This window comes from Streptomyces sp. NBC_00019, assembly GCF_045041015.1.
GTDB lineage: Bacteria > Actinomycetota > Actinomycetes > Streptomycetales > Streptomycetaceae > Streptomyces.
Map to the genome: position 1 here is coordinate 238,736 of NZ_CP108303.1, position 23,074 is coordinate 261,809.

The following is a 23,074-nucleotide window of genomic DNA, read 5'->3' on the forward strand; positions in this document are numbered from 1 at the left end:
CCCCTCATCCATCGGCCGGACCCCTTCCGGGGTCCGGCGACGAGAGGATCACAACGACCATGCCGAGCCTTCTGCGTGAGGACGACATCGTCCGCGTCGAGAGCAACGTCTATGCGGTGTCCGGCAGCAACACCAACTGGGTCATCGTCAAGGACGGCGACAGCTGCACCCTCGTCGACACCGGCTACCCGGGCGACCGCGACGCCGTGCTGGCCTCGCTGGAGGCGGTCGGGCTGAACGCACGCTCCGTGGCCGCCGTCCTGGTCACACACGCGCACAACGACCACATCGGCGCGGCCGAGCACCTGCGCGCCATGTACGACGTGCCCGTCCTGATGCACCAGGAGGAGGTGCCGCACGCCCGCCGCGACTTCCTCGACCAGGTGTCCGTCGGCCAGGTGCTCGCGCAGGCATGGCGGCCCGGTGTGCTCCCGTGGGCCGTACACGCCCTCCGAGCCGGCGGAACCACGCATGTTCCGGTCTGCGAGCCGCAGGCGTTCCCCGCGGCGGGAGCACTGGACCTGCCCGGTGCGCCGGTGCCCGTGCACACTCCGGGGCACACCAAGGGCCACTGCGTCTACCACCTGCCCGACAGCGGCATCCTGATCACCGGCGACGCCCTGGTGACCGCGCACCCCACGTCGCGGGTCAGCGGACCGCAGCTGCTGCCCGACATGTTCCACACGGACCGTGCCCGGGCTCTTGAATCCCTGACCGTGCTCGAGGGCCTGGACGCGGGTCTCGTCCTGCCGGGTCACGGACCCGTGCACCACGGGTCGGCCAAGGAGGCCGCTGTGACGGCCCGCGAGCAGGCCGCCAGGTGACGGAGCCGGCCCCGGACGGCGCAGCACGGTCCCACACACACAGAGCCCCGCCAGGGGTTGCCGGGCAACGGTTCGACGACACACTTACCGGGCAGTATGCGCGGAGGGAACCTCGTGCGAGTGACGTCGTCGAACCCTCGGGAGGTCGAAGAAAGTCCACACTTGGTACATGCCCAGGCACATCAGCGCCTATCGTGAAGAGTGGGCATGCCAGACGAACCATCTGGCGCTGACACTTATCCGCACGGGACCCCCGACGTGGGTACCATGCGCAACGTCATCCATATCGAGGGAGTGAACGGTGTGACCAGCCAATCAGCCGCCACGCTCCGATCGCGGTACGTAGCACAAGCCGCGTCGGATCTGGAGGAGAACCGCCGCAAACAGCAGGAGCTGGCGGAGAGGATCACGATGTTGAAGCAGGAGGAAGCCCTCCTGGCGGACATCCTCAACCTCGCCGAGCGGTACGAGGGTTTCGCGGACGCGTCCCGTCTGCCCGAGCAGCTGCAGGACGAGCCCGTCGCCGCAAAGGCGAAGCGGGCTCCGGTCGGAACCCCCGCACGACGATCCGCGTCGGCCAAGTCCGCTCCGGCCGCCAAGACGGCGAAGGCCGACGCGAAGGGGAAGTCGCATCAGCCTCTGCTCGGCGACCTGCTGGCGGACCTGCTCGGCCAGTATGAGGAGCCGCGTCTGGCGAAGGAGCTGCGGGACGAGCTGCTCGAGAAGCACCCGGACCGCGACCCCACACCGCAGGTGGTGCGGAACACCCTCGAGTCCTTGGTCGCCAAGGGACGTATCCGGCGCCACAAGCAGCAGCGTTCCGTCATGTACACCCTGGTGGACCAGGGCTAGTCGGACAGCTCCGGCTGACACCTCCGCTCGTCCCGCGGGCGCGGTGGTCCCCAGACGGGCACCGCTGTGCACCCCGCGCGACACAGCCCGCCACGCGGGACGGGTGAGGCACCTCAGGGTGTGTGCCAAGGGTTCCTCCGTGGGCTTTCTCTGTTCCCCCTACCTCCACGGATGTCCCGGGGGAAAAGGTTCACCCGCATCGTCGCCGCGTCAGAACCCGCTGAGGGGCCTACGCCCGCCACATGTTGTCGAACGCGGCGTTCTCGACGTCCCGCCGAAGTCGTACGGCCTCCAGCTGTGTCACCGCGTCGCCGACGGCGGCCAGCACCGTGGTGACCGCGCCCCCGGTGAGGCTCTCGCGGGCCTCGCCCGGCTCCTCCCCGATCCCCGCGGCCGCCAGCAGAGCGGCGAGGACGGGCTCGCCGGACGCCCTGCGTTCCTCCGCACTGCGGCGGGCCTGCGAGTCGGCCAGGACGGTCCGCGCGGAACGCAGCCCGAAGCGGCCCCGCGGGTGAGTGAGGAGCCCAGCCCGCTCCAGGTCGTCGGCATAGGCTGCGGCGAGGTCGCTGCCACGGCGCCACAGCCACGCGTCGACCTTCTCGTACGGCTTCCGCCGGGTGAGCGAGGCGTGCGCCTGGTCCAGCAGACGGTCATCCCTCGCCACCCGAGGACCGGGCACCATGCGGTCGCCATCCAGGCTCAGCGCTCCGCTCTCCAGGAGATCGATGGCCTCGGCCCCCGCGAGCGCGAGGGACAGGTCTCCCTGTCCCACGGGCTGATCGGACGGCATGCCCAGGGCGACAATCGTGAGGTCGCGTGCGGTGGTCATGAATCCCTCCTCGTCTCCAGCAGGCGCAGCCACACCTCGCTGATGGTGGGGAACGCGGGTACGGCGTGCCAGAGACGCTCGACCGGCACCTCCCCAGTGATGGCGACGGTGGCCGAGTACAGCAACTCGGCGACGCCCGGCCCGACGAAGGTGGCGCCGACGACGACCTGTCGGTCCCGGTCGATGAGGACCCGGGCCCTGCCCCGGTAGTCGGGGCGGTACTGGACGGCCCCCGCAAGGTGACCGATCTCGTAGTCGACGACCTCGACGTCCCGGCCGGTGCGCTCGGCCTCACGGACGGTCAGACCCACGGAGGCCACCTCGGGGTCGGTGAACACGACGCCGGGGACGGCCTCAACGTCGGCCGTACTGCTGTGCGGGGCCCACCGGCCGGTGACCAGCCGCTCCCCCCGGGCGCGGGCGGCGATCACGGACCCGGCGACGCGGGCCTGGTACTTGCCCTGGTGGGTGAAGAGAGCCCGGCGATTGACGTCGCCGACGGCGTACAGCCAGTTTCCGGGGACAGCGGTGACGGTCAGGCTGTCGTCGGTGGCGAGCCAGTCACCCGGCTTCAGTCCGACGGTGTCGAGGCCGACGTCCTGCGAACGTGGGGCGCGGCCGGTGGCGAAGAGGATCTCGTCGGCGGTGATCTCACCACCGTCCGACAGGCTCACACGTACCTCGCCCTCGCCGTCGCCCGCCCGCTCCGCGCCGACGACGGAGACGTTGAAGCGTACGTCCGCACCGGCCTCCCGCAGCCGCTCGGTGACCAGCTCGCCCGCGAAGGGCTCCAGCCGGGGCAGCAGCCCGTCCTCCCGGGCGAGCAGGGTCACCCGGCTGCCCAGGGCCTGCCAGGCAGTGGCCATCTCGACGCCCACCACACCGGCGCCGACGATCACTAGGCGCTGCGGTGGCTGCCGGGCGCTGGTCGCCTCCCGGCTGGTCCAGGGCCGCAGGCTCTCGATCCCGGGCAGCGGGGGCAGGGCCGCGCGGCTGCCTGTGCACACGGCGACGGCGTGCCGGGCCCGCAGGCGGACAGTCTCACCCTCGGGGGTCTCCACGGACACCTCCCGCTCGCCCGCCAGCCGTCCGTGGCCGCGCAGCAGGTCGATGCCAGCCGACTTGATCCACTCGACCTGGCCATCGTCGTTCCAGTCGGCGGACATACGGTTGCGGTGTGCCAGGACGGCCTCGACGTCCAGCGGATTCTTGAGCGCGGGGTCGAGACCCGGGACGTGCATGGCGTCGGCGCGGAGCAGGGCGGGGCGCAGCAGGGCCTTGCTGGGTTCGCAGGCCCAGTACGAGCACTCTCCGCCTGCCAGTTCGCTCTCCACGATGACGGTGCTCAGGCCCGCGGCGATGGTGCGGTCCGCGACGTTCTCGCCGACCGGGCCTGCGCCGATCACTATGACGTCGTATGTGCGGGTGTTCTCGGTCGTCATGTGTCCTCCGGTGGCTGGAGCCGGTCGGATGGGTGTCGGTCGGACGGGTGTCGTGGTCCTTGGCGGGGCGGTCTCAGCGGCCGGGAGCGCGCTCGGTGACCTCCTGGAGGAACCACTCGTTGCCGTCGAGGTCCTTGAAGGCGGCGAAGGTGCCGTAGCTGGCCCGCTCGGGGTGCAGGCCGGGGACCCGGTGGGAGCCACCGGCGTGGTGGAAGGCGCCGGTCTCGTCGCGGAACGGGCCGGAGACCTCCACACCGCAGGAAATCAGCTCCTCCTGGGCCTTGAGGATGTCGGTGACGGTCAGCTGGAGGCCGTGGAGCGTGCCCGGCTCCTGCTGGGTGAGGCCCTGACCGAAGATGATCGAGCACTCGGACCCGGGCGGGGTCACCTGCACGATCCGGTAGCCGTCGTTGATCGGGAAGTCGGCGTCGAGGCGCCAGCCGAGCTGTTCCACGTAGAAGCCCTTGGCCCGGTCCACGTCGGAGACGGGCAGAATGACGACTTCGAGCTTCATGTCCATGGCTGTGATCTCGCTTTCGATGGTTCGGCATACGCTGGCCGGCACTGCGTTCTCAGTGTCGGCCGCGATCGACATGTGTCGCCTCAGTCACCTGACTCAATTCGTTACCGGAGCCACAGCACCTGACGGCTTTGGAATACGTGTGAAGGGTGGGTGTTCCGCCCTCGGCCGCGAACGTGCGCCGGGGCGGAGGCCTTCGACCGATCACGGAAGGACAGATCTTGAGAAGAACCTTTCCCGCCTCCCGCGCCGGACGCTTACTGACGGTGGGTGCCGCACTGCTCTGCGCCGGAGGTGCCCTCGCCCCGGCCGGTACGGCTGCGGCGAGCACGGCCACGGAGAGCCGGCACAAGGTGGATTACGTCGCCCTCGGAGACTCGTACGCCTCCGCGCCGCTCGTGCCCACCCAGGTCGACGCGACCTGCCAGCGTTCCGACCAGAACTACCCCTCGCTGGTGGCGCGGTCCCGGTCCGCGACGCTGACGGACGTCAGCTGCTCGGGTGCCACCACCGCCGCGATGACGGCCCCGCAGGCCGACGGTGTGCCGGCGCAGTTCGACGCCCTCGACCGGGGCACCGACCTGGTCACCGTCACCATCGGCGGCAACGACATCGGCTTCTCGACCGTGCTGGGCACCTGCGCCCATCTCACGTCTGGCGACCCCACGGGCGCCCCGTGCCGGTCCCACTACGCGGGCACCGGCGCGGACCAGGTCACGGACGCGGTCACCCGGACCGCACCGAAGGTCGCGCAGGTGCTGCGCGGCATCCATCGCCGCGCGCCGCACGCCCGTGTCGTGGTGGTCGGCTATCCCGACCTCTTCCCCGAGGACGGAGTGGGCTGCACCAGCAGCAAGGTGCCGCTCGCCGCGGGCGACTTCGCCTGGCTCCGCGACAAGGAGAAGGAGCTCAACACGATGCTGGCCCGGCAGGCCCGGCGCGGCGGGGCGGAGTACGTGAACACGTACACGCCGACCGTCGGCCATGACCTGTGCAAGCCGATCGGCGAGCGGTGGATCGAGACCTTCGCTCCTGAGACACCGGCCGCGCCGATGCACCCCAACGCCATGGGTGAGAGCGTGATGGCCGCCGCTGTCGCGGGTGTCCTCAGGCGCCACTGACGTTCCCCTTCGTAGCGAGGTGACCGGCGCGGCACGATCAGGTGCCGGGCCGGTCATCTCGGGTCATCAAGGCCGTCAGAGGAAGCTCGAGGCCGACGGGCCGTATCCCGACAGGGCCGCGCTCTCCGCCCAGTTCCACACCTGCGTGTCCGTCGGCCAGTCACGGTCCTCGGGGATTGCCGTGTCTCGGGACGGCCGCTCGCCGGAGACGCAGTCGCGATCCGAGCGAGGCTGCGGGGTGACCCGTACATATGTGTGCGTCATGGAGACCATGTCCTGCCCTCGCTCTTCGATCGGACGTGTGGGGGTGGCGGGTCCCGTGCAGGGGGTACACGGGACCCGCGGTCTTGGGGGGGGGGATCAGGCGGCGGCGCTGGCGTTGATGGTGACCGGGATGTTGTCGCGCGTGGCCTTGGAGTACGGGCAGATCTGGTGGGCGGCCTGCGCGAGCTCCTCGGCGGTGGCCTGGTCGACACCGCCGAGCACGGGGTTGAGGACCGCGGAGAGGGAGAACTCGCCGTCGTCGCCATGCGTGAGGGTGATCTCGGCGGTGATGGTGGTACTGGTCAGCCGTATCTTGCGGACGGTGGCGGCGCGGCGCAGGGCGCCGAGGAAACAGGCGGCCCAGCCTGCGGCCAGGAGCTGCTCGGGGTTGGTCGCGGTGCCGGCGCCGCCGAGCTCCTTGGGGAGGGCGAGGCCGGTCTCCAGCAGACCGTCGGAGGAGCGGACGTGACCGCCGTTGCGGCCCTCTCCGTCAACGTCGACAACGGCGGTGTAGCTGACTGCCATGACTGGTGCTCCCCATCTGGGTCGAAAGGTCTTCGGGCGCCCCGCTGACCAGGACACTTTTCGTGTCACCAGTTGAGGCGGTGACGTAATCATGGCAGTCATTCCCGTCACCCGTCAAGCCGGTGATTGACAGCTTCGTTGGTTGCACATGTCACCTGTCACCCTTGTGCCATGTCCCAGCTGTGCCATCGGTATCGAGTGACACCTGCCTCGCGGGCGTCGGATTCTGTCGCGCAGATGAACGGCACGCAGCGCGCCGGGAGAGGCACAGAACCGATGAGACACATCCGCTTGTTGGCGACGTTCACAGCGGGCGTCGCACTGGCCGCGGCGGCGGTCACCCCGTCGTTCGCCGACCCACCAGGGCTGCCGCACGCCAGGGCGGCGACCTGGGCCGCGTCCGGCGAGGCGACCGTCCGCCTGATCACCGGCGACAACGTGACCGTAGCCAAGGGCCCCGACGGCCGGCAGACGGCCTCGGTGCGGCCCGGTCCCGGACGCGACGGCATCGTCTTCCACACCTTCGAACAGGACGGGCACCTGACGGTGCTCCCCTCCGACGCCTCACCTCTGGTGTCCCAGGGCCGCCTGGACCGGGCGCTGTTCGACGTCACCTCCCTGCTCGCGCAGGGCTACGACGACGCGCACACGGACGCGCTGCCACTGATGGTCGGTACCTCCGGCACCGCGGCCTCACGCACGGCGGACAGGCTCACCGCCCTCGCCGAACAGGGCTCCCCCACAAGGGAGTTGCCGAGCATCCGCGCCCGCTCGCTGCATGTCGCGCAGGACGACCTGAGCCGGTTCTGGCACCAACTTGCGCCCGGCGCCACCGAGTCGAAGACGGCCGCCATCCCCCGCGTATGGCTCGACGGCCGGGTACACGCGGTCCTGGACCGCAGCACCGCCCAGATCGGCGCCCCGACCGTCTGGCAGACGGGTGTGCACGGCGAGGGCGTCAAGGTCGCGGTCCTCGACACAGGAGTCGACCAGACCCATCCCGACCTGGCCGGACGAGTCGTCAAGACTGCGAACTTCTCGGACAGTACGACCACCGACGACCCCTACGGCCACGGCACGCACGTCGCCTCCATCGTCGGCGGCAGCGGCGCGGCCTCCGGCGGCACCCGCAAGGGCGTGGCCCCCGGCGCGGACCTCCTCGTCGGCAAGGTCCTCGGCGACAACGGCTCCGGCTCCGAGTCCCAGGTGATCGACGGCATGGAGTGGGCGGCCGCCCAGGGCGCCAAGGTCGTCAGCATGAGCCTCAGCTCGAACGAGGCAGGCGACGGCTCCGACGCGATGAGCCAGGCCGTCGACGCGCTCTCCCGCACCACCCCCACCCTGTTCGTGATCGCCGCCGGGAACAACGGCCGGGACGGCGCCTCCACCGTCGGCTCGCCGGGCGCCGCCGACTCGGCGCTGACGGTGGGCGCGGTCGACCGGGACGACTCGCTGGCCGCCTTCTCCAGCCGCGGCCCCCGGGCCGGCGACGGCGCGGTCAAGCCGGACGTGACAGCGCCCGGCGTCGGCATCGTGGCGGCCCGCGCCGCGGGCACCACCGAGGGCGACGTGGTCGACCAGTACTACGTGGGCTACTCGGGCACCTCCATGGCCACTCCCCATGTGGCGGGCGCCGCCGCCCTGGTGGCCCAGCGCCACCCCGACTGGACCGGCCGCCAGCTCAAGGACGCCCTCGTCAGCACCGCCCGCACCGTCACCGGCCAGCAGGCCACGGAACAGGGCGGCGGGCGCGTCGGCACCGTCGCGGCGGCCCTCGGCACGGTCACGGCAACCGGCAGCCTCACCACGGGCTCCTTCCAACTCAGCGATCCGGCACGGACGTTCGACCTGACGTACACCAACACCTCCGACCAGTCCGTCACCCTCGACCTGACACCCCGCCTCACGGACACCTCCGGCCGCCCGGCCCCTGCGGACGCCGTCCGCCTCGCGGACTCCGTACGTGTTCCCGCACACGGCACCGCCACCGTCCCCCTCACCGTGGACCCGGCCAAGGCCGGCCAGGGCACCTACTACGGCTACGTCACCGGCACCCCCTCCGGCACCACCGCCCCGCCCGTGCACACTACGCTCAGCCTGATCGTGCACGGCCCCGTACACCGGCTGACCGTGCGGACGTACGACGAGCACGGCGACCGTATCCCCGGACAGCCGATCATCTGGGGCCCCGGCGGCTTCGTGACCTACACGGACCCCGAGCACGGCGTCGCCGAGGTGGAGGAAGGCACCTACCAGGTCAGCCGCACCTTCCTCAGCACCGCCGAAGACGGCCAGGAACTGCGCGAAGTCGTCCTGCCGGACGTGCGGGTCACCAAGGACACGACCGTCACCGTGGACGCCCGCAGCACCGTCCCGGTCCAGATACGCACCCCACAACCCGCCGAACAGCGCGGCGTCCTCAGCTACCAGACCTACCGCGAACTCGACGGCCACGCCCTGGTGCAGGGCACCATGTTCTTCGACATAGCCAAGCGGTTCTACGTCAGCCCCACCCCTCAAGTGCGCACCGGCACCTTCGAGTTCGCCTCCCGCTGGCAGCTCGTCGCCCCGCTCCTCCAGGCACGGGCCACGGGCCTGCCCGGCCGCCTCAACGCCTACTACATGCCGGCCTCGCCCCTCTTCGGCGACCGCGGCACCACCCTGCGCGCCGTCGACGCGGGCGACGCCGCCGCCCCCGCGACCGGCGCCGTCCGAGGCCGGCTCGCGGTGCTCACCGACGAGCAGGGCACCGGCACCGACGAGGCTCTGAAACGGCTTGCGGTAGCGGGCGCCAAGGGCGTCCTGCTGGTCCACTTCGACGACAACCCCTGGACCCGCTGGGGTCCGGACGGCGACCGCTCACCGCTGCCGGTCGTCCGCATCGGTGCCACCACTGGCGCCGAGATCCTGAAACGGATCGACCACCACACCACCGAGGTGACCTTCCGCGGCACGGCCCGCAGCCCCTACCTCTACGACGTCATGCAGGTGTCCAGGCAGCAGATCCCGCAGCACGTCACCTACACCGTCTCCGCCCGCGACAGCGCCACGGTGCGCACCACGTACGCGGACAACGGAGGCAGTGGCTGGGCCGCCGAACAGCGCTTCGCCCGACGCCCCTACCAGCAGACGGCCTGGCTCCAGTACAACCGCTACGTCCCCACCGGCTTCACCCGCACCGAGTACGTCAGCGCCGGTGACACGGTCTGGCAACACCTCGTCCACCACACCACCGTCTACGACCCCGACGTGCCACTCGCGCTCGGCATGCGTGACACCCCTCGCACCTACCGGGCCGGCACCGAGTCGAAGGAGACCTGGCAGGGCGCCGTGCTCCGACCGTCGATCCCCGCGGGCGCCGCCGAGCCGACCGTACGGCAGGGCAACGTACTGCGCCTGCGCATATCCGAGTTCACGGACTCGCAGTCCGGCCACTGGTCGCGCTACCTGGCCGACGGCGGTGGCGTCGGCACCGGCCGCACACAAGCGGTCGGAGACACGGTGGCAGCGTCCCTCTACCGCGACGGAACCAAATTCACCGACCTCGACACCGCCTGGACCGACGTCGAGGTACCCACTGGCCCCGCCAACTACCGCCTGGAGCTGAACACTTCACGCACCTCCCCCGACTGGGACTACGCAACCGCAACCTCGACCACCTGGTCGTTCCGTTCGGCCCCCACCGACAAGCCCACCGCGCTACCCCTCCTCCAACTCGACTACGCCGTACCCGTCGACGCCCACAACACCGTCACCCGGGCCGGGTCCTACGGCGTGGACATCACCCTCCGCACCCAGGACGGCGCACCTGCCCCGCAAGGGTCGAGGGTGCAGGCCGAGATCTCGTACGACGACGGCCGCACCTGGCGTCCGGCGAACGTACGCGACCGTGGTCACGACACATTCCGGGCCACGATGGACCACCCGCGCCACGGGAGCGGCATCTCATATGTGACCCTGCGCGTCACGGCCCGCGACGCCGCGGGCAACAGCGTCCGACAGACGGTCTCCCGCGCCTGGGCGGAGCGCCGCTGACCAACACGGCCCACGGGGCGGGAGGCCACACATGCCTCTCGCCCCTACCACCGCGCGGCCTGGAGTACAGTCCTCGGACTGTCCACACCACGACTAGCGGGAAGGGCCTTCGGGATGCTGGAAGCCGCGGGAGTCCCGCCGGAGCAGGAGGCCGTCTACCGGCTCCTCGTGACATCGGACGGAGCAACCGCCGACGACATCTCCCGGCGTACCGGCGTGAGCGAGGTCGACAGCACACGTGTGCTGGATTCCCTCGTGCACCAAGGGCTGGCCAGCCACACCGACGGCACACCTCGGGTGTTCCGGGCCGTCCCCCCGGACGTGGCCCTCATCCCCCGCATCAAACAGACTTCCGATGCGCTGGACACGGCGCGGGCGGAGGCGGACCGGCTGCTGGAGACGTACCGGGAGACCGCGCGCCGCCACGACGCCGGGCAGCTGCTGGAGGTCATCACCGGGGCGGAGGCCCTGCGTCAGCGGCTGAGACAGATCCAGGTCAACGCCCATGAGGAAATGCTCTGGTTCTGTCGCGCCCAGTACGTAGCCATGCCCTCCGGCAGCAACACGGAGGAGTTCGAGGCGCTCGCCCGGGGTGTCCGCTACCGCGTGCTGTACGAGAAGGCCTTCTTCGACGACGAGGGGGCCGTCGACAACGTCGTGGCGGGTGTGCGCGCCGGTGAGGTCGCCCGCGCCGTCCCGTGGCTGCCCCTCCGCCTCGCGATCGCCGACCGCTCCGTCGGCATCTTCCCCCTGGTGCCCGGCGGCCCCCAGGGCAGTCCCCACCAGCCGACCACCGCGCTGGTCAGGGACAGCAGCCTGCTCGACGCCCTGGTCGCCCTGTTCGAGAGCTACTGGGAGAACGCCGTCCCCCTGCATCTCTCCGAGGCGGGCGACGGCTTGGCCACGGACGACACCGCGACACAGCCCTCCCTGTCACCGGCCGACGGCAAACTGCTGTCCCTGCTGGTCGCGGGGGTCGCCGACAAAGCGATCGCCTCGCAGATGGGCCTCAGTCGAAGGACCGTCCAGCGCCGCATCCAGAGTCTGATGGAACGTGCCGGGGCAGGGACACGCATGCAGCTCGCCTGGCAAGCAGCCCGCCGCAGCTGGCTCTGAGAGAGCGCGCTCGGCGTCAACTCCCCTGCCCCAGCAGCCTGTTACGGCAGCGGGAAACCGAGCTGCTGGGCGGCGTCAGCCAGACCGCCGGCCCTCCACCGCATCACTGCCTGCTCCGTCGTGGACAGGGACCGCAGCTCGGCACGGTCGAGGTAGAGCGTCCCGTCGAGATGATCGGTCTCATGCTGCATGATCCGCGCCCCGAGCCCGGCATGCTCCTCCACATGGCGCTGTCCCGTCTCGTCCTCGCGAGTCAGCCTGATCCGCTCGGGACGAGCCACCACGGCCTGCCAGCCGTCCACGCTCAGGCACCCTTCGAAGCTCGCACTTCGCGGTCGTCCGACAGCCTTGTACGACGGGTTGACCAACACCGTGAACGGCACCGGCTGCTGCCCGCGCTCGATCAACCGGGCGGAGAACTCTTCGGGTGTCGACAGCACCGCGATCCGCAGCGGCAGCCCGACCTGTGGCGCGGCCAGTCCGACGGCTCCGTGGATCTGTTCCATCGTCTCGCGCATCCTGGCGATCAGACGCTGCAACATGTCGTCGTCGAGCTGCCCGTCGTAGGAAGCGGTTTTCTGCCGGAGTACCGGATCGCCGGCCTGGACGATGCTGAGCGGCCCGGGCTTCTCGATGAGTTGAGCCACCTTGTCGGTGAGTTCATTGCTTCCCATGTCTGACAACCGGAGCCGGACCGGGACCGGGTTCACACAAACACTCAAGGAGTGAGGAAGGACACATGCGCGATGCCGCCGCTGCCTGCTCTGAACCCGTACCGACGCGGAAATCGCTCTGACCGCCACGAGGGCCTCTGCGGGAGAATCGTTCTGAGCGAAGAATCGAACTGTTCGAACCAAGCGCCGATTAGCGAACCTATGTCCCATTTGCAAGATTCGCACCCGACGCCACCGCTCCCGCCCCTCTCGCCCATCGAGGAGAGGTCGTCATTACCCATACGGCAGTGAAGGCGTCCCACAGATCGCCCCTCATTGACGTGACGTACATGAGGGGCGATCGCCAGGACGTCTCAGGTGGCCCGCCGCAGAGGAACGACGACCCGCTCCCCCAGCCGACCGGGGGTGAGCCGGTAGTACTTGATGTGCCCGATCTTCTCGGTCTCCTCGAGCCAGCCAAGTCCGATGACCTGTTTCCGCGTTCTAGAGAAGACGGGTGGCGCCATGCCTACCAGCTGGGCCAGCTGAGCCGCTGTCTCCAGAACGGCACCCGAACGATCAGTCGGGTGCAAGGCATACAGCATGACGACGAGACGCTGGTTGGCCGTCATGCCGGCCGTGGCCTCCAGCAGCCTGAGATTCTGCTGCTTGTCGTCACTGGTCACTTTGCCTCCCACCGTGCTGGAGTGTTCTCGTTGAAGCCGGGGATGTCTGGTGGATTACATGCTTTCACTGCTTCGCGCTGCTCCAAGCCTGTTCCATGGAAAGCAATGTAAGGGCTGATGCGGTACAGGTTGTAGTTCCCGATGCGTCCACGGACTACGAGGACACGGTGCTTGGTCAGCTTCCTGTTGATCTTCCCGACCGCGTCCGTCGACATGCCCACCCTCTTGGCGATGTCGGCTCCCGTAGCTCTCAACGGCTCCATCCCCTCGGGAGATACGCCGATCCACCACAGAACAAGAAACTTCTCACTGGGCGTGAACGCCCTCGACTCAGTGATGGCCTCGACCCTGGCTTTGTCCACCTGGGTGTGCCTGCCCGAGAAGGCGTACGGCGCATAGGGGACCGGCTCGCCTGTGTCGGCGTCGACCAGTCTGCGTACTGCTCCCAACAGGCCCTCCGTGCATGGGTCATTGCCGCAGTGTTCCTTCGGGGGCGGCCTTCGGACCGCACTCATGAACTTAACGTACATGAGCAGGAAATCAATTAACTCCGCCTGTCGGCCGTGTCGCTTGCCTCAGGGACCACTCGCACACCGCTTCAACAGAGGCTCTATGCCCGGCTAGACATGTACGTGACGTCAATCTACCGCTGTCCTAGGAACGTGGTACCCAGTTCCTCTGAACTGCCTCCGCTGTCACAGGAACTGCCTGCCAGTTCGTACGATCGTGGTCGAAACCCCTATTTCCGCAGGTCAGAGCCCTATTGGAGATGGCGCTCTCTCCCCTTTAACTACAGCGCCGTACTCCACTCCCCCGCTCCCCCACTCCGCTGGCTCGCTGCTGGCCTTCGGTCGGTCGACTGCCCGGTCCGTCACCCGCACCGGGTTGAACCCACGACTTGCACGCTCGGCAACAGCGCTCCCCCCGTGCTCCCGCACCACAGAAAGCCAGCCACGACGAACAGGCACACGATCTCTCAGGCGCGCGTGTGCCTCGATCAGCCCCGCTGGGCTCAGCCACGCCAATCGTCTGTGAACCCACCACAACGGGAAAGCGGCCAACGAGGCGGCAGGGGCTACGTCGGGGCACCGCAAGCCCGCCAGGGCTGAGGAGCTGCCGACCCCTCGCCCGGGAGGGACGACCCGCGGCCGAACGAGCAGAGCCGGATCGGGCCTGAGTCTCGTCGTGCGGGTCAAGTGATGCGGCCAGAGCCGGACTTGGGGCCCGTGGGACCTGCCCCACCTATTACTGCGTAATAGCGAGAAACGCCTGTGGCCGGCACGAGACAGTGCTCGTGCCGGCCACAGGCATGTTGATCAGGAAGCGGCGGTCCGCGACCCAACGCGCTGGCTCTGATGCTCGTTCAGGATGTCCAGCATCTTGTCGAACTCGGTGTCGCTCATCTTCTGGATGAGGTGCATGGCGATGAACGCACCATCGTCGTAAGGGAGTCGTCGAGCAGCCGCTGAATCGGCCTTGACTGTGTCCTCATCGGTAGACAAGCTGTCGGCCGCCCGGGGGTCAGGCACGGTCTCCCCCTGCCCGAGGGATACATCCTCCGCCGGAAGGTCAACTACCTCCGCTTCTACTGGCGTTGCCTCGACGACACCAGGAGAAGGACTGCTCGCAGGCTCGCGCTCACTGGGACGGGTTGGGGTAACGATCTCCGGCGGCTCGGGAGTCGGCAGTTCCTGGATGGTCTCCCGGTCATCGACAGCCTGGGCAGGTACGGAGACTTCGGGAGTGGTCTCTTCGTGGAGCGCAACCGGTGCAGGCGCCCGCCGCTCCGCATCCTTACGCGAGCGTTCGGCCTTGAGCTCTTCGAGGGCGGCTTCCTGCCGATCGTGCGGTTCCTTGGCGACGGAACGCAGGAGTTCGACCGGCTCCTCCCCCACGACTGCCTGGAGCTCCGGGCTCAGGTTGAGCAGAGCCAGGCGCTGGGACACCCAACCCTGTGATTTGTGCAGCCGCTTGGCGAGCTTGACCTGTGACCCGTGAATGGCGAGCAGCCGTTGGAGAGCCCGTGCCTCGTCCAGGGGGTCGAGGTCGGCTCGATGGATGTTCGCGACAAGTGCGGACTCGAGGATGGCGTCGCCGTCACTGCCCTGCTCATCGTCGACCATGACGTTGAGGTGGGTGAGGCCCGCGTCGCGAGCTGCTGCCAGTCGGCTGCTGCCGTCTACGACGACATGGGTGGTGTCTGGGTCGAGGTCCTTCTCACGCGCCGGGTTGGCCTTGATGTAGACGTCACGGTTCATGACCGTAATGGCCTGCTTCTGGCCGTGTTCCTTGAGGCTGCTAGCGAGGTCGCTCAGATCCCCGAGCGTGGTGCGCGGGTTCTCGGGGTTGGGGCTGATGTGCGAGACCGGGAGTCGTGTGGGAGGAGCCACGCCGTCGGTCGGCACACCGGTGGCGGCACCGATGGCGGCTCGGCGGGCGCTGACGGGCCGGGCACTTCCTCCGAAGCGTCCGGCTCCCAACTGGTCGGCCTTGCTCATGAGATCTCCCGAGCCAGTGCGCGCATGGCGACGGCCTGCTGGGAGGCGGGCGCATAGCTCAGCAGAGGCTGCTTCATGCGGACAGCTTCCTTCTGTTCCTTGAGGTCGTTGATGAGGCCGACGACTCGAGGATCCTTTATGTCGACCCAGCCCTCCAGAGACGACGTGGCGATGTATCCACGTCGGCCGTCGTAGAGGTTGACGACGATGCCCAAGTAGTCGATGTCGAGGGCGAGATCGTTGCGGAGATCCTCTATCTGGTTCGTCAGCAGGTCATAGGCGTCAGCGGAGCTGTCCTCGGCCTGGACGACGATGAGGGCTCCGGACTGGCCCGGTCCTTCACCGTCACGTCGGCGCCCGTAGTAGGCGGCCGCATCCATGCTGAGGCCGAGGCTGGGCGGGCAGTCCACGATGACTACGTCGTAATCGGCTTCGAGCGGCATCAGGGCCCGCTCCAGGGCCGCCTCCCGAGCACGCACAGCGGACAGGCGTACGTCGAGAAGGAAGGCGTCATGGCACGCGGGCAGGAGGTGCAGCCGTCCCCCGAAGTGATCTTCGTCGACAGAGACGATCAGATCCTTCAACTCACCCTTGGGGTCGCCGGCCATGTGGTTGGTGAGGCTGTCACCGTTCATCGCCAGGGGGGCCGCGCCCAGTTGGTTGGTGAGGTGGCACTGAGGATCGAAGTCAACGAGGAGAACCCGGAGCCCTTGCCCCGGAAGCTTCTCGATGTCGAGCGGGTTGGTGTCGGATTCGCTTGCCTCGGCCTGTGCGTCACCGGCCCGGAGTGCGGCGACCAGAGCCTTGGCGACACGCACGGGGAACAACTGGTTGGGGTCCTCCGAAAGGGCCTCCCCCACTCCCGCGGTGATGGCGGTCTTGCCTACGCCACCCTTCTGGTTGCAGACGACGATGCGCCGCGTGATGTCCGGACGCTGGACATCTGGCGAGGGGTTGGTATCGAGCCAGAGCTGAACTGACTGAGCGAGACCCTGAATCAGGGATACACGCCGGTCCTCCGCGATGCTGCGAAACTCCTCCCACTGCCCGGGCGGCAGGAAAGTGGAGAACGACTCGGCTCCAGCGGTGTCGACCGAAGCCGTGGCTGAGGCAAGGTCACACCAGGCGGACATGCCCTGCTCGACAGCGGTCTGGATCTCGACGCCGAGTTGGGCGGTTCTGACTTTGAGGTTCTGCCGGAGCCATCCCGGCAGCTTGGAGACGACCTTGGCCCGGTCGCCTGAGGTGGCTGGCATACTCATGGCGCTACCTTACTAACGTCGTAGATCATCTGCTGCATCGACACGTTAGTTAGTGCGACTTCGTGATGCGGGGGAGCCTCAACACCCCTATTACGGCGTAATAGCTCTGCCGGGTTCACCAGCCACACGGGACCACCCACCCTCCCCGGCCGCGCGTCTCCCCACAAGCCGTTGAGCCTCCCGAACCTCTCCCCCACTGTGTCCAGTCGAGCTGTCGGGGGGTCTCAGACCTATTACGGCGTAATAGGTCTGAGACCCCCCGACAGCTCGACTGGACCGGCTGTCCCTCTACTTGGCAGGGTGAGCGCCGTGAATGCGTCGACGAAAGGTCGGTGCTCGGACCGAAGGTGACTGAGGCGTTCCAGCGACCCGGCGGGACGAATCGACCGATCCCAGCTCAGCTAGCGGCGCGGCGGTGCTCATTCCCCTGATCTGTGACGCTCGATGAGCGGAAGGCTGTCGCGGGTCCCACCCATGAGCTGTGCGGGTGGCATGCCGCCTCGTAGTGCCTGCGCGTTCGTTGGCGAGCTCCTGGACGACAGCGCCGGAACCAGAGCGTTCCGAATCGACATCGATCGCCAGGACGACACCAGTGCGATACGCCGACATGACAAGACGGAGAGCGCAGCATGACTGCCGCCGAAAGCCAGCCCAGCCCGCATCCCCGGCTCGGGTGAACGACTATGCAAGCTCCGCCGAGGCGTACTCGGCTCTGAGCGAGACCAGCCTTCTGAACGCCTATTACGAGAGGCCCGCGATGCTGTGCCTCGCCGGTGAGGTAGCCAGCCGACAGATCCTCGACGCCGGCTGCGGCTCCGGCCCCTGTTCGCCGCGCTACGCGACCGGGGCGCCCTCGTCACCGGCCTCGACTCCAGCGCCGGGATGGTGGGGCTGGCACGGCGGCGGCTGGTCGCCGACGCCGCCCTGCATGTGGCCGACCTGAACAAAACGCTGCCGCTCTCCGACGGTGCGTTCGACGATGTCCTCGCCTCGTTGGTGCTGCACTACCTGGAGGACTGAGGGCCGACGCTGGCCGAGATACGGCGGGTACTCAGGTCAGCCGGCCGACTGATCGTGTCTGTGCAGCATCCTTTCGTGGACTACGCGATCCAGGATCCTCGGCCCGACTATCAGGCCACCACCCACTACACCGACGACTGGGCCAACCTGGTGGGGTAGTCCGCCCCGATGGCCTTCTGGCGCAGGCCACTGCACGCGATGACCGACGCCTTCACCGCGGCCGGCTTCCGCCTGACCGTTATCAGCGAGCCACAGCCCGATCTGGCGCCCGCGAGCCCTACCCTGACGACTTCCAGGACCTCTCGACCGCAGTGTGCTTCCTGTTCTTCGTTCTGGAGGTGCCCCCGCTACTGGCTCCTCGGAGTCCCCTCTATCTATTACGCCGTAATAGATAGAGGGGAGCAGCTAGAGGGCGTCTGAAAAGCCTGTCAGCGGGCTGGTCTTGCGAGGCGGTGCACGAGGAGCATGGCCATGGTGAGGTAGATGGCGTTCTCCGAGCAGACGCGCAGGTACTCGTAGTCCTTCGACAGGCGGCGGCATCGTCCCAGCCAGGCAAACGTCTGCTCCACCACCCAACGTCGCGGAACCACGGCGAAGAGAGGCACTGCCGGAGGCGGTTGTCCCACCCGGGTTCAGGTCGAGCGGAATCCTCCGTCGCGGCGCTGCACGACCTCCACGGTGATGCCGGTGGTCTCCCGGGCGCCAGGCATGAAAGTCGGCGCCGCGGTAACCCTGGTCCGCTCACACATGCCGCAGACGCGGAAAGGTATCGGCAGCCCGGGTGAACAACACAACGGCTCCGTCCCGATCGCCGACGCTCGCCGGGCTCACACAGGCCACCAGGACGGTGCCGCGGGTATCGACAAGCAGGTGGCGTTTGATGCCGCTGACCTTCTTGCCGCCGTCGTAGCCGTGCAGGCCACCGCGCTCACTGGCCCGAACGCTCTGGCTGTCCACGACGGCCGCGCTGGGAGTGGGATCACGGCCGAGCTGTGCCCGCTCGCGTTCCCGCAGAGCCGTCAACATCCGTTCCCACACGCCCTCTAAGTGCCGACCTCATCGCTCTCGATCTGTCCGTGTTGCAGTTCCAGAGCGGCGTCCAGCGCCAGACGAGCCGCTTCGGTGAGCGCGACAGAACGGGCCGTGGCCTGCTGCAGTTTGGTCAGGGCCCGCAGGGCTGCGTCGAGATAGCGGTTCAGGCTCACCATTTGCAGCGGTGTCTGGCAGTGAGGCAGCACCACCTCGATCTCCTCCAGCCAGTAGTCAGCGTCGTCGTCCCGCAGCAGCGCCTCGCGTTGTTCCAACAGCCGAGTAGCAACGGGCACCAAGAGTTCGTGTCGCCGCTGTGCTGCTTCTTGAGCGCGGCGTTCGGCAGCCTGCTCCAGAGCGAGTCGACGTTCCGCCTTGAGAACCGCCTCGGGGGTTCGACGCACATGGCTCGCTCGGGGAGTCTCATCGGTCAGCTCGACGGCCTTCAGTCGCTTCGCCTTGTTGTAGGCGGCGCTCGGCGCAGCCACTGCCATCGCGGGAGCCAGTTGGATCCATTGGGCTCCTGCGCTTCGTGCGTCATCCACTGCACGAGCCTGGTGGATCTCGGTCTGCTCGCGCAGGTACTCCCACAGCTGCACTCGCTTGAGAGCTGCGGCTCGCTGCACTTCGGGCGACTGCCTCCGTAGCGCCTGGATGTGCTTCTCCGCATACAGCAGTGCCCCGAGCAGTTCGTCATCGGCAGGCATCCGCTCCACGTCCGGATCCTCTGCGTCCTCGTGCATCTGACGCAGCTCGCCGACAACAGCCGAAGCATCGAGGGGACCGATTCGCATCGATGCCTTGAGCAGCGGTTTCGTGGGACGGACCGAACTCCGCGTGCGTTTCGTCATGCTGGCATCCTGTCCCACTCAACCCCGATTCACAGAATGTGAAACAGCCTCTCTAGAGGGCACCCCAGTCCGAGCCAGACCTATTACGTCGTAATACGAGGCCGTCGGCGTAGCTGGTGCTGTGTCACAGAGGTCCATGAGGCTTGCGGTTGAATGCCACGCGCCATGCTGAAGACGATCCGCACCGGCGCCTCCTCCTGGTCGGCGGAGAGTTCTCAACAGTGCAGCCACGCTCTCTGACCGCCACTCCGGGGCAGCACGCCAGGCAACTATTACGCCGTAGTAGCCCGGCCGGTCATCCGACTCTGAGCTGAGGCGTCATTGCAGCGTGAGGCTGGGGGAGTGGAGCGCTCGCGCTCCCGCAGGAAACCTGCTCGGGACACACCTGGCCTCGATGGGCAGGTCGTCCGAGCCGACAATCATGTCCAGTTGGCGATGATCTCGTTGTCCAGCTCTAGCAAGCGCAGAGTGCACAGCACAGCACCGCCCCAGCCAACTCCGAGGCCGTTGGCCATATCGCAGAGCCATGGGGGAGTAGTGGGACGCACCATCTGCTCTGGCGGAAGCGACCCGAGGACCCCAGGTTCTACCCTCGACCAATACACCGGTGTGGCCCTTGGAGATCCAGGCAAGCGAGACCGCTATTACGCCGTAATAGCCTCAGGAGCTCAGGGAATCAGGAAGCCGGCCAACAAGGCGAGCGGCAAGAAGATCAAGGGAACGGACATCAGCCAGCCCATGCGCTCAGACGTTCTCGAGCCAACAAAGATGCAGAACGGTCCCATGAGCAGTACATAGGCGTAGAACGCCCCCAGACCATGATGCCTGCGCCCATAGATCCCTCCCTGCAGAGCCCACCGCAATACCGACGACAGCCTCTGACCAACCCTTCATGCTCCGTTATTTGAACAAGTTCAAATTCCTCCTGTCCAGAACGTTAGTCATGCGGTGCTTGGCCAGCCTCGTGCCCAGCCGGGGGAGTGGCCCGCACGGCTGACGGCGGGGCTCCAGCTCAGGCCAGAACGAGGTCATTACGTGCTCCTCCAGTTGAACTGACCGTTCGTCAGGGAAACTTGCGCGATGTCCTGCCCTTACTCAGGGACGCTCACCGCCAGCGGATACACCTCCAAGTGGCAACGCCTCCACGACCCGAGTCCGGGGGAGTGGAGCGAGACACAAGCTTGTCTTCGTCGATGCATGGTCGGCCCCACAAAAACGCGGACCGCGGCCCGGACAACGCCCCAACACAATGAGGTGGATCGCTTGTGGTCCCGTGTCCGGAGCGGGAGTTGAGCGTTCGGCTCGGTCTGCGAACGCGTCTGGCAGCGGCTGCACGAGGTCCTGCTCGGTCCGGACTCTATGGGGTCGCTGCCAGACGTGCGTGTCCCAAGGACTTCGGTGAAGGATTGGCAGGCGATCCTCGGTCTTGTCGCGGAGAAGGGCTGGACGTGCCAGTACTCCGAGGGGAAGACGGTGCTTCCGGTGCCCCGGGCGGAGGACGTGCTATCCCGCCCGGAGGATGCCGGATGTCCGGACCTGAGGGGGCGGAGCATCGCGAGAAGGACGTCAGCCCTGGGCGTGGGCGATCCCTGAGCGGTCTTCTTGTCGTAGTAGCCCTGGGAGGCAGGGTCACCGAGCGCCGTAAACGCCGATAGGAAGAAGACTCGCTTGAGCTGCTTGTTCCCTCTCCGGGGAGGCTGTTCGCCGCGGATCGAGGAACCCTGAGCTGCGGGTGGCCGGCGGCCGGAAGGTACTGCCGTCCCCGACCTCGATCAGGAGGCGGGCACCGGTCCTGACACCGACTCCCGGCATCGGTTAGGACCGTGCAAAGAGGCGTGGACTGCCATCAGTTTTGGCTGGTGGTGCACGGCGGTCAGCGAGGCGGCGAGGCTCGGGACGATTCAGAGCGGCTACCTCGGTTTTGGGGGCGGTCACGGTCTGCTCGTCCAACGCCGTGAAGATCTCCTCGGCCTACCGCTCGGCCATCCTCGGAGCCATCGGCCGCAGCAGAATGATCAGCCGCCGACGGCCTGCCTTACGGATCTGGGGCAGCAGGCCAAGAAGCCGGTTGGCAAAACGAGTTGCCTCACCGGCCGGATCGTCGTCGAAATCAACGCTCATCTTCAGCTCGGCGTTCGCCTCGCCCTCGCCGTCAATCGCCCACAGCGTGCGCAGCATCGGCGATGATGACGCGTACTTTCGCGTCGGTCTTGGCCTTGCGCGGGGAGAGCTCAGCGATCCGTCGCATCGTCATGCCGGGAGCCGTGCGCAACATGGTCAAGAACCGCACGCTCGCCCGGGTCATTGCGGATGCGGGCTGGCGTGAGTTCCGCTGCCTGCTGGAGTACAAGGCCGCCTGGTACGGGCGGGAAGTGATCGCGGTGGACCGCTACTTCCCCTCCACCAGACTGTGCTCCGCCTGCGGCAGCCTCCGGGAGAGGCTGCCGCTCAGCGCCCGTACCGGGACGTGAACGCGGCGAACAACCTTCTGACCGCCGGGCTGGCGGCGACGGTCTGCGGAGCCGATGTAAAACCTCAACAGAGCACTCCGGGCAGGCAGTTGGCGACGAAACAGAAAACCCCACGGCGCGAGCCGTAGGACTCCCCTCGTTCACGAGGAGGAGGAAGTCAAGTGCTCGGATTCCTCGGCCCCCATCTCCGAAGCTGATCATGTGCCTGTCCGTGGGACAACAAGGACTCACGTCGCCGCGGCGGGACGGGACTCGCAGAAGGATCCGTCTCGGAGCATCGCGAAGCAGACGTCGGCCCGGCGTCTGGCGAGGCAGAGCAGGGCCTGGGTGTGGTGCTTTCCCTGAGCGATCTTCTTGTCGTAGTAGGCCCGCGATGCCGGGTCGCCCAGGGCGGCGAACGCGGAGAGGAAAAAAGCCCGTTGGGGCTGTTTGCTTCCCCTCCTTGAGGGGTGTACGCCGCGGATCGATGTGTCCGAGAGCCGGGTCGCCGACTTTCCCCCGGATCATCAACAACAGGAGGGGGAGTCATGCCGGACCTGGAGACCGGAAGCCCCATTGCGGAGCAAATGAAGACGGTAAGCGGGGGAGCGAAGAGCTACTCACGCAGCAGGCACCCAGAGGAGGGAGCTCCAAGTGCCCTCGCCGGGCGCCCGGGGGTAGTCCGACTCGGAGCACCAGATCACCAAGCAACAGAGCGCACCGCCCACAGGCCTGCTGGGGGGCGCGATCCCGTCGGGGAAAAGGCGGGATGGGAGCGTCCTCGCCGCAAGGCGACTCGTTGTTAGCCGCCCGTAGGGCCGACATCCACGAAGCCATCCTCGAAGTCACCTACTGCCTCATCACCCAAAAGCACAGCTTTTCCTCGGACACCGTTCAGGTCCGGACGGTCAGACCTGACAAGCGGCCGCGGCTCGTTCGCGGACCCAAGTGGGCATCGCCCCGGCCGGCTTGCCCACCTTCTAACGACAGCATCGCCGACGTCACCCGGGCAGGGACTAAAGCCTGAGCCGAAAAAAGGCGGGACCTCCACTCACCATCAGCCACCACTCCACCCCTTCATCAAGTACCTGCGTAGG

The 23,074-nt window shown here is 67.8% G+C and carries 17 protein-coding genes and 5 pseudogenes; 8 read left to right on the forward strand and 14 right to left on the reverse strand.

Annotation, left to right across the window (positions count from 1 at the left end):
- Positions 1-59 precede the first annotated feature (59 nt).
- Both OHU89_RS53680 and OHU89_RS53685 read left to right on the forward strand, forming a co-directional pair.
- The gene (locus OHU89_RS53680; protein ID WP_331737594.1) at positions 60-824 is read left to right on the forward strand and encodes an MBL fold metallo-hydrolase; all 765 of its coding nucleotides are present in this window, start codon (positions 60-62) and stop codon (positions 822-824) included.
- 303 nt (positions 825-1,127) lie between these two features.
- Positions 1,128-1,676: a hypothetical protein gene (locus OHU89_RS53685; RefSeq protein WP_331737803.1), complete on the forward strand. Its 549-nt coding sequence runs from the start codon at positions 1,128-1,130 to the stop codon at positions 1,674-1,676.
- Positions 1,677-1,905: 229 nt separating this feature from the next.
- Here the strand turns inward: OHU89_RS53685 and OHU89_RS53690 are convergent, their stop codons facing one another.
- The 3 genes from OHU89_RS53690 to OHU89_RS53700 form a co-directional block, all read right to left on the reverse strand.
- Positions 1,906-2,505: a GPP34 family phosphoprotein gene (locus OHU89_RS53690; RefSeq protein WP_331737595.1), complete on the reverse strand. Its 600-nt coding sequence runs from the start codon at positions 2,503-2,505 to the stop codon at positions 1,906-1,908.
- On the reverse strand, positions 2,502-3,947 hold the full coding sequence (locus tag OHU89_RS53695) for an NAD(P)/FAD-dependent oxidoreductase (protein ID WP_331737596.1): 1,446 nt from the start codon (positions 3,945-3,947) through the stop codon (positions 2,502-2,504). The genes OHU89_RS53690 and OHU89_RS53695 overlap by 4 nt, the downstream gene beginning before the upstream one ends.
- A gap of 73 nt (positions 3,948-4,020) precedes the next feature.
- Positions 4,021-4,467 (reverse strand): VOC family protein, encoded by a 447-nt coding sequence (locus OHU89_RS53700; protein ID WP_331737597.1) that lies wholly within the window; start codon positions 4,465-4,467, stop codon positions 4,021-4,023.
- A gap of 218 nt (positions 4,468-4,685) precedes the next feature.
- Here OHU89_RS53700 and OHU89_RS53705 point away from each other — a divergent pair, with 218 nt between their 5' ends.
- A complete protein-coding gene (locus OHU89_RS53705) occupies positions 4,686-5,588 on the forward strand; it encodes an SGNH/GDSL hydrolase family protein (RefSeq protein WP_405655334.1) in 903 nt (300 codons plus the stop codon).
- A gap of 75 nt (positions 5,589-5,663) precedes the next feature.
- Here OHU89_RS53705 and OHU89_RS53710 read toward each other — a convergent pair whose 3' ends face one another.
- Together OHU89_RS53710 and OHU89_RS53715 are read right to left on the reverse strand one after the other, a co-directional pair.
- On the reverse strand, positions 5,664-5,852 hold the full coding sequence (locus OHU89_RS53710; RefSeq protein WP_331737599.1) for a hypothetical protein: 189 nt from the start codon (positions 5,850-5,852) through the stop codon (positions 5,664-5,666).
- A gap of 96 nt (positions 5,853-5,948) precedes the next feature.
- Positions 5,949-6,377 (reverse strand): organic hydroperoxide resistance protein, encoded by a 429-nt coding sequence (locus tag OHU89_RS53715; protein WP_331737600.1) that lies wholly within the window; start codon positions 6,375-6,377, stop codon positions 5,949-5,951.
- 276 nt (positions 6,378-6,653) lie between these two features.
- Between OHU89_RS53715 and OHU89_RS53720 the strand changes: the two genes are divergently transcribed.
- Complete coding sequence (locus OHU89_RS53720) at positions 6,654-10,412, forward strand: S8 family serine peptidase (RefSeq protein WP_331737602.1); 3,759 nt, start codon at positions 6,654-6,656, stop codon at positions 10,410-10,412.
- A 114-nt stretch (positions 10,413-10,526) separates the two neighbouring features.
- The gene (locus OHU89_RS53725) at positions 10,527-11,528 is read left to right on the forward strand and encodes a helix-turn-helix domain-containing protein (RefSeq protein WP_331737604.1); all 1,002 of its coding nucleotides are present in this window, start codon (positions 10,527-10,529) and stop codon (positions 11,526-11,528) included.
- Between the two features lie 41 nt (positions 11,529-11,569).
- Here OHU89_RS53725 and OHU89_RS53730 read toward each other — a convergent pair whose 3' ends face one another.
- From OHU89_RS53730 to OHU89_RS53750, 5 genes are all read right to left on the reverse strand, one after another.
- The gene (locus OHU89_RS53730) at positions 11,570-12,202 is read right to left on the reverse strand and encodes a peptide deformylase (protein ID WP_331737606.1); all 633 of its coding nucleotides are present in this window, start codon (positions 12,200-12,202) and stop codon (positions 11,570-11,572) included.
- A gap of 353 nt (positions 12,203-12,555) precedes the next feature.
- Positions 12,556-12,867, reverse strand: coding sequence for a replication initiation protein, RepL2 (locus OHU89_RS53735; protein ID WP_331737607.1), 312 nt, complete (start codon positions 12,865-12,867; stop codon positions 12,556-12,558).
- Positions 12,864-13,316: a MarR family transcriptional regulator gene (locus tag OHU89_RS53740; protein ID WP_331737609.1), complete on the reverse strand. Its 453-nt coding sequence runs from the start codon at positions 13,314-13,316 to the stop codon at positions 12,864-12,866. Before OHU89_RS53740 ends, OHU89_RS53735 begins: the two co-directional genes overlap by 4 nt.
- Positions 13,317-14,183: 867 nt before the next feature.
- On the reverse strand, positions 14,184-15,365 hold the full coding sequence (locus OHU89_RS53745) for a ParB/RepB/Spo0J family partition protein (protein WP_331737610.1): 1,182 nt from the start codon (positions 15,363-15,365) through the stop codon (positions 14,184-14,186).
- Complete coding sequence (locus tag OHU89_RS53750; protein WP_331737611.1) at positions 15,362-16,627, reverse strand: ParA family protein; 1,266 nt, start codon at positions 16,625-16,627, stop codon at positions 15,362-15,364. The genes OHU89_RS53745 and OHU89_RS53750 overlap by 4 nt, the downstream gene beginning before the upstream one ends.
- A gap of 607 nt (positions 16,628-17,234) precedes the next feature.
- Here OHU89_RS53750 and OHU89_RS53755 point away from each other — a divergent pair.
- Positions 17,235-18,042: pseudogene (locus OHU89_RS53755) on the forward strand (class I SAM-dependent methyltransferase).
- 33 nt (positions 18,043-18,075) lie between these two features.
- On the opposite strand, the pseudogene OHU89_RS53760 reads toward OHU89_RS53755, so the two are convergent.
- Together OHU89_RS53760 and OHU89_RS53765 are read right to left on the reverse strand one after the other, a co-directional pair.
- Positions 18,076-18,694, reverse strand: a pseudogene (locus tag OHU89_RS53760) (IS5 family transposase); the annotation flags it as partial.
- A complete protein-coding gene (locus OHU89_RS53765) occupies positions 18,691-19,527 on the reverse strand; it encodes a hypothetical protein (RefSeq protein ID WP_331737612.1) in 837 nt (278 codons plus the stop codon). The pseudogene OHU89_RS53760 and the gene OHU89_RS53765, both read right to left, overlap by 4 nt.
- Before the next feature lie 1,359 nt (positions 19,528-20,886).
- On the opposite strand from OHU89_RS53765, the pseudogene OHU89_RS53770 reads away from it, so the two are divergent.
- Positions 20,887-21,069: pseudogene (locus OHU89_RS53770) on the forward strand (hypothetical protein); the annotation flags it as partial.
- Between the two features lie 2 nt (positions 21,070-21,071).
- Here the strand turns inward: OHU89_RS53770 and OHU89_RS53775 are convergent.
- A pseudogene (locus tag OHU89_RS53775) lies at positions 21,072-21,787 on the reverse strand (transposase); the annotation flags it as partial.
- 13 nt (positions 21,788-21,800) lie between these two features.
- Between OHU89_RS53775 and OHU89_RS53780 the strand changes: the two are divergent.
- On the forward strand, positions 21,801-21,998 hold the full coding sequence (locus OHU89_RS53780; protein WP_405655274.1) for a zinc ribbon domain-containing protein: 198 nt from the start codon (positions 21,801-21,803) through the stop codon (positions 21,996-21,998).
- A 227-nt stretch (positions 21,999-22,225) separates the two neighbouring features.
- Here the strand turns inward: OHU89_RS53780 and OHU89_RS53785 are convergent.
- Positions 22,226-22,483, reverse strand: a pseudogene (locus tag OHU89_RS53785) (IS110 family transposase); the annotation flags it as partial.
- Between the last annotated feature and the right edge of the window lie 591 nt (positions 22,484-23,074).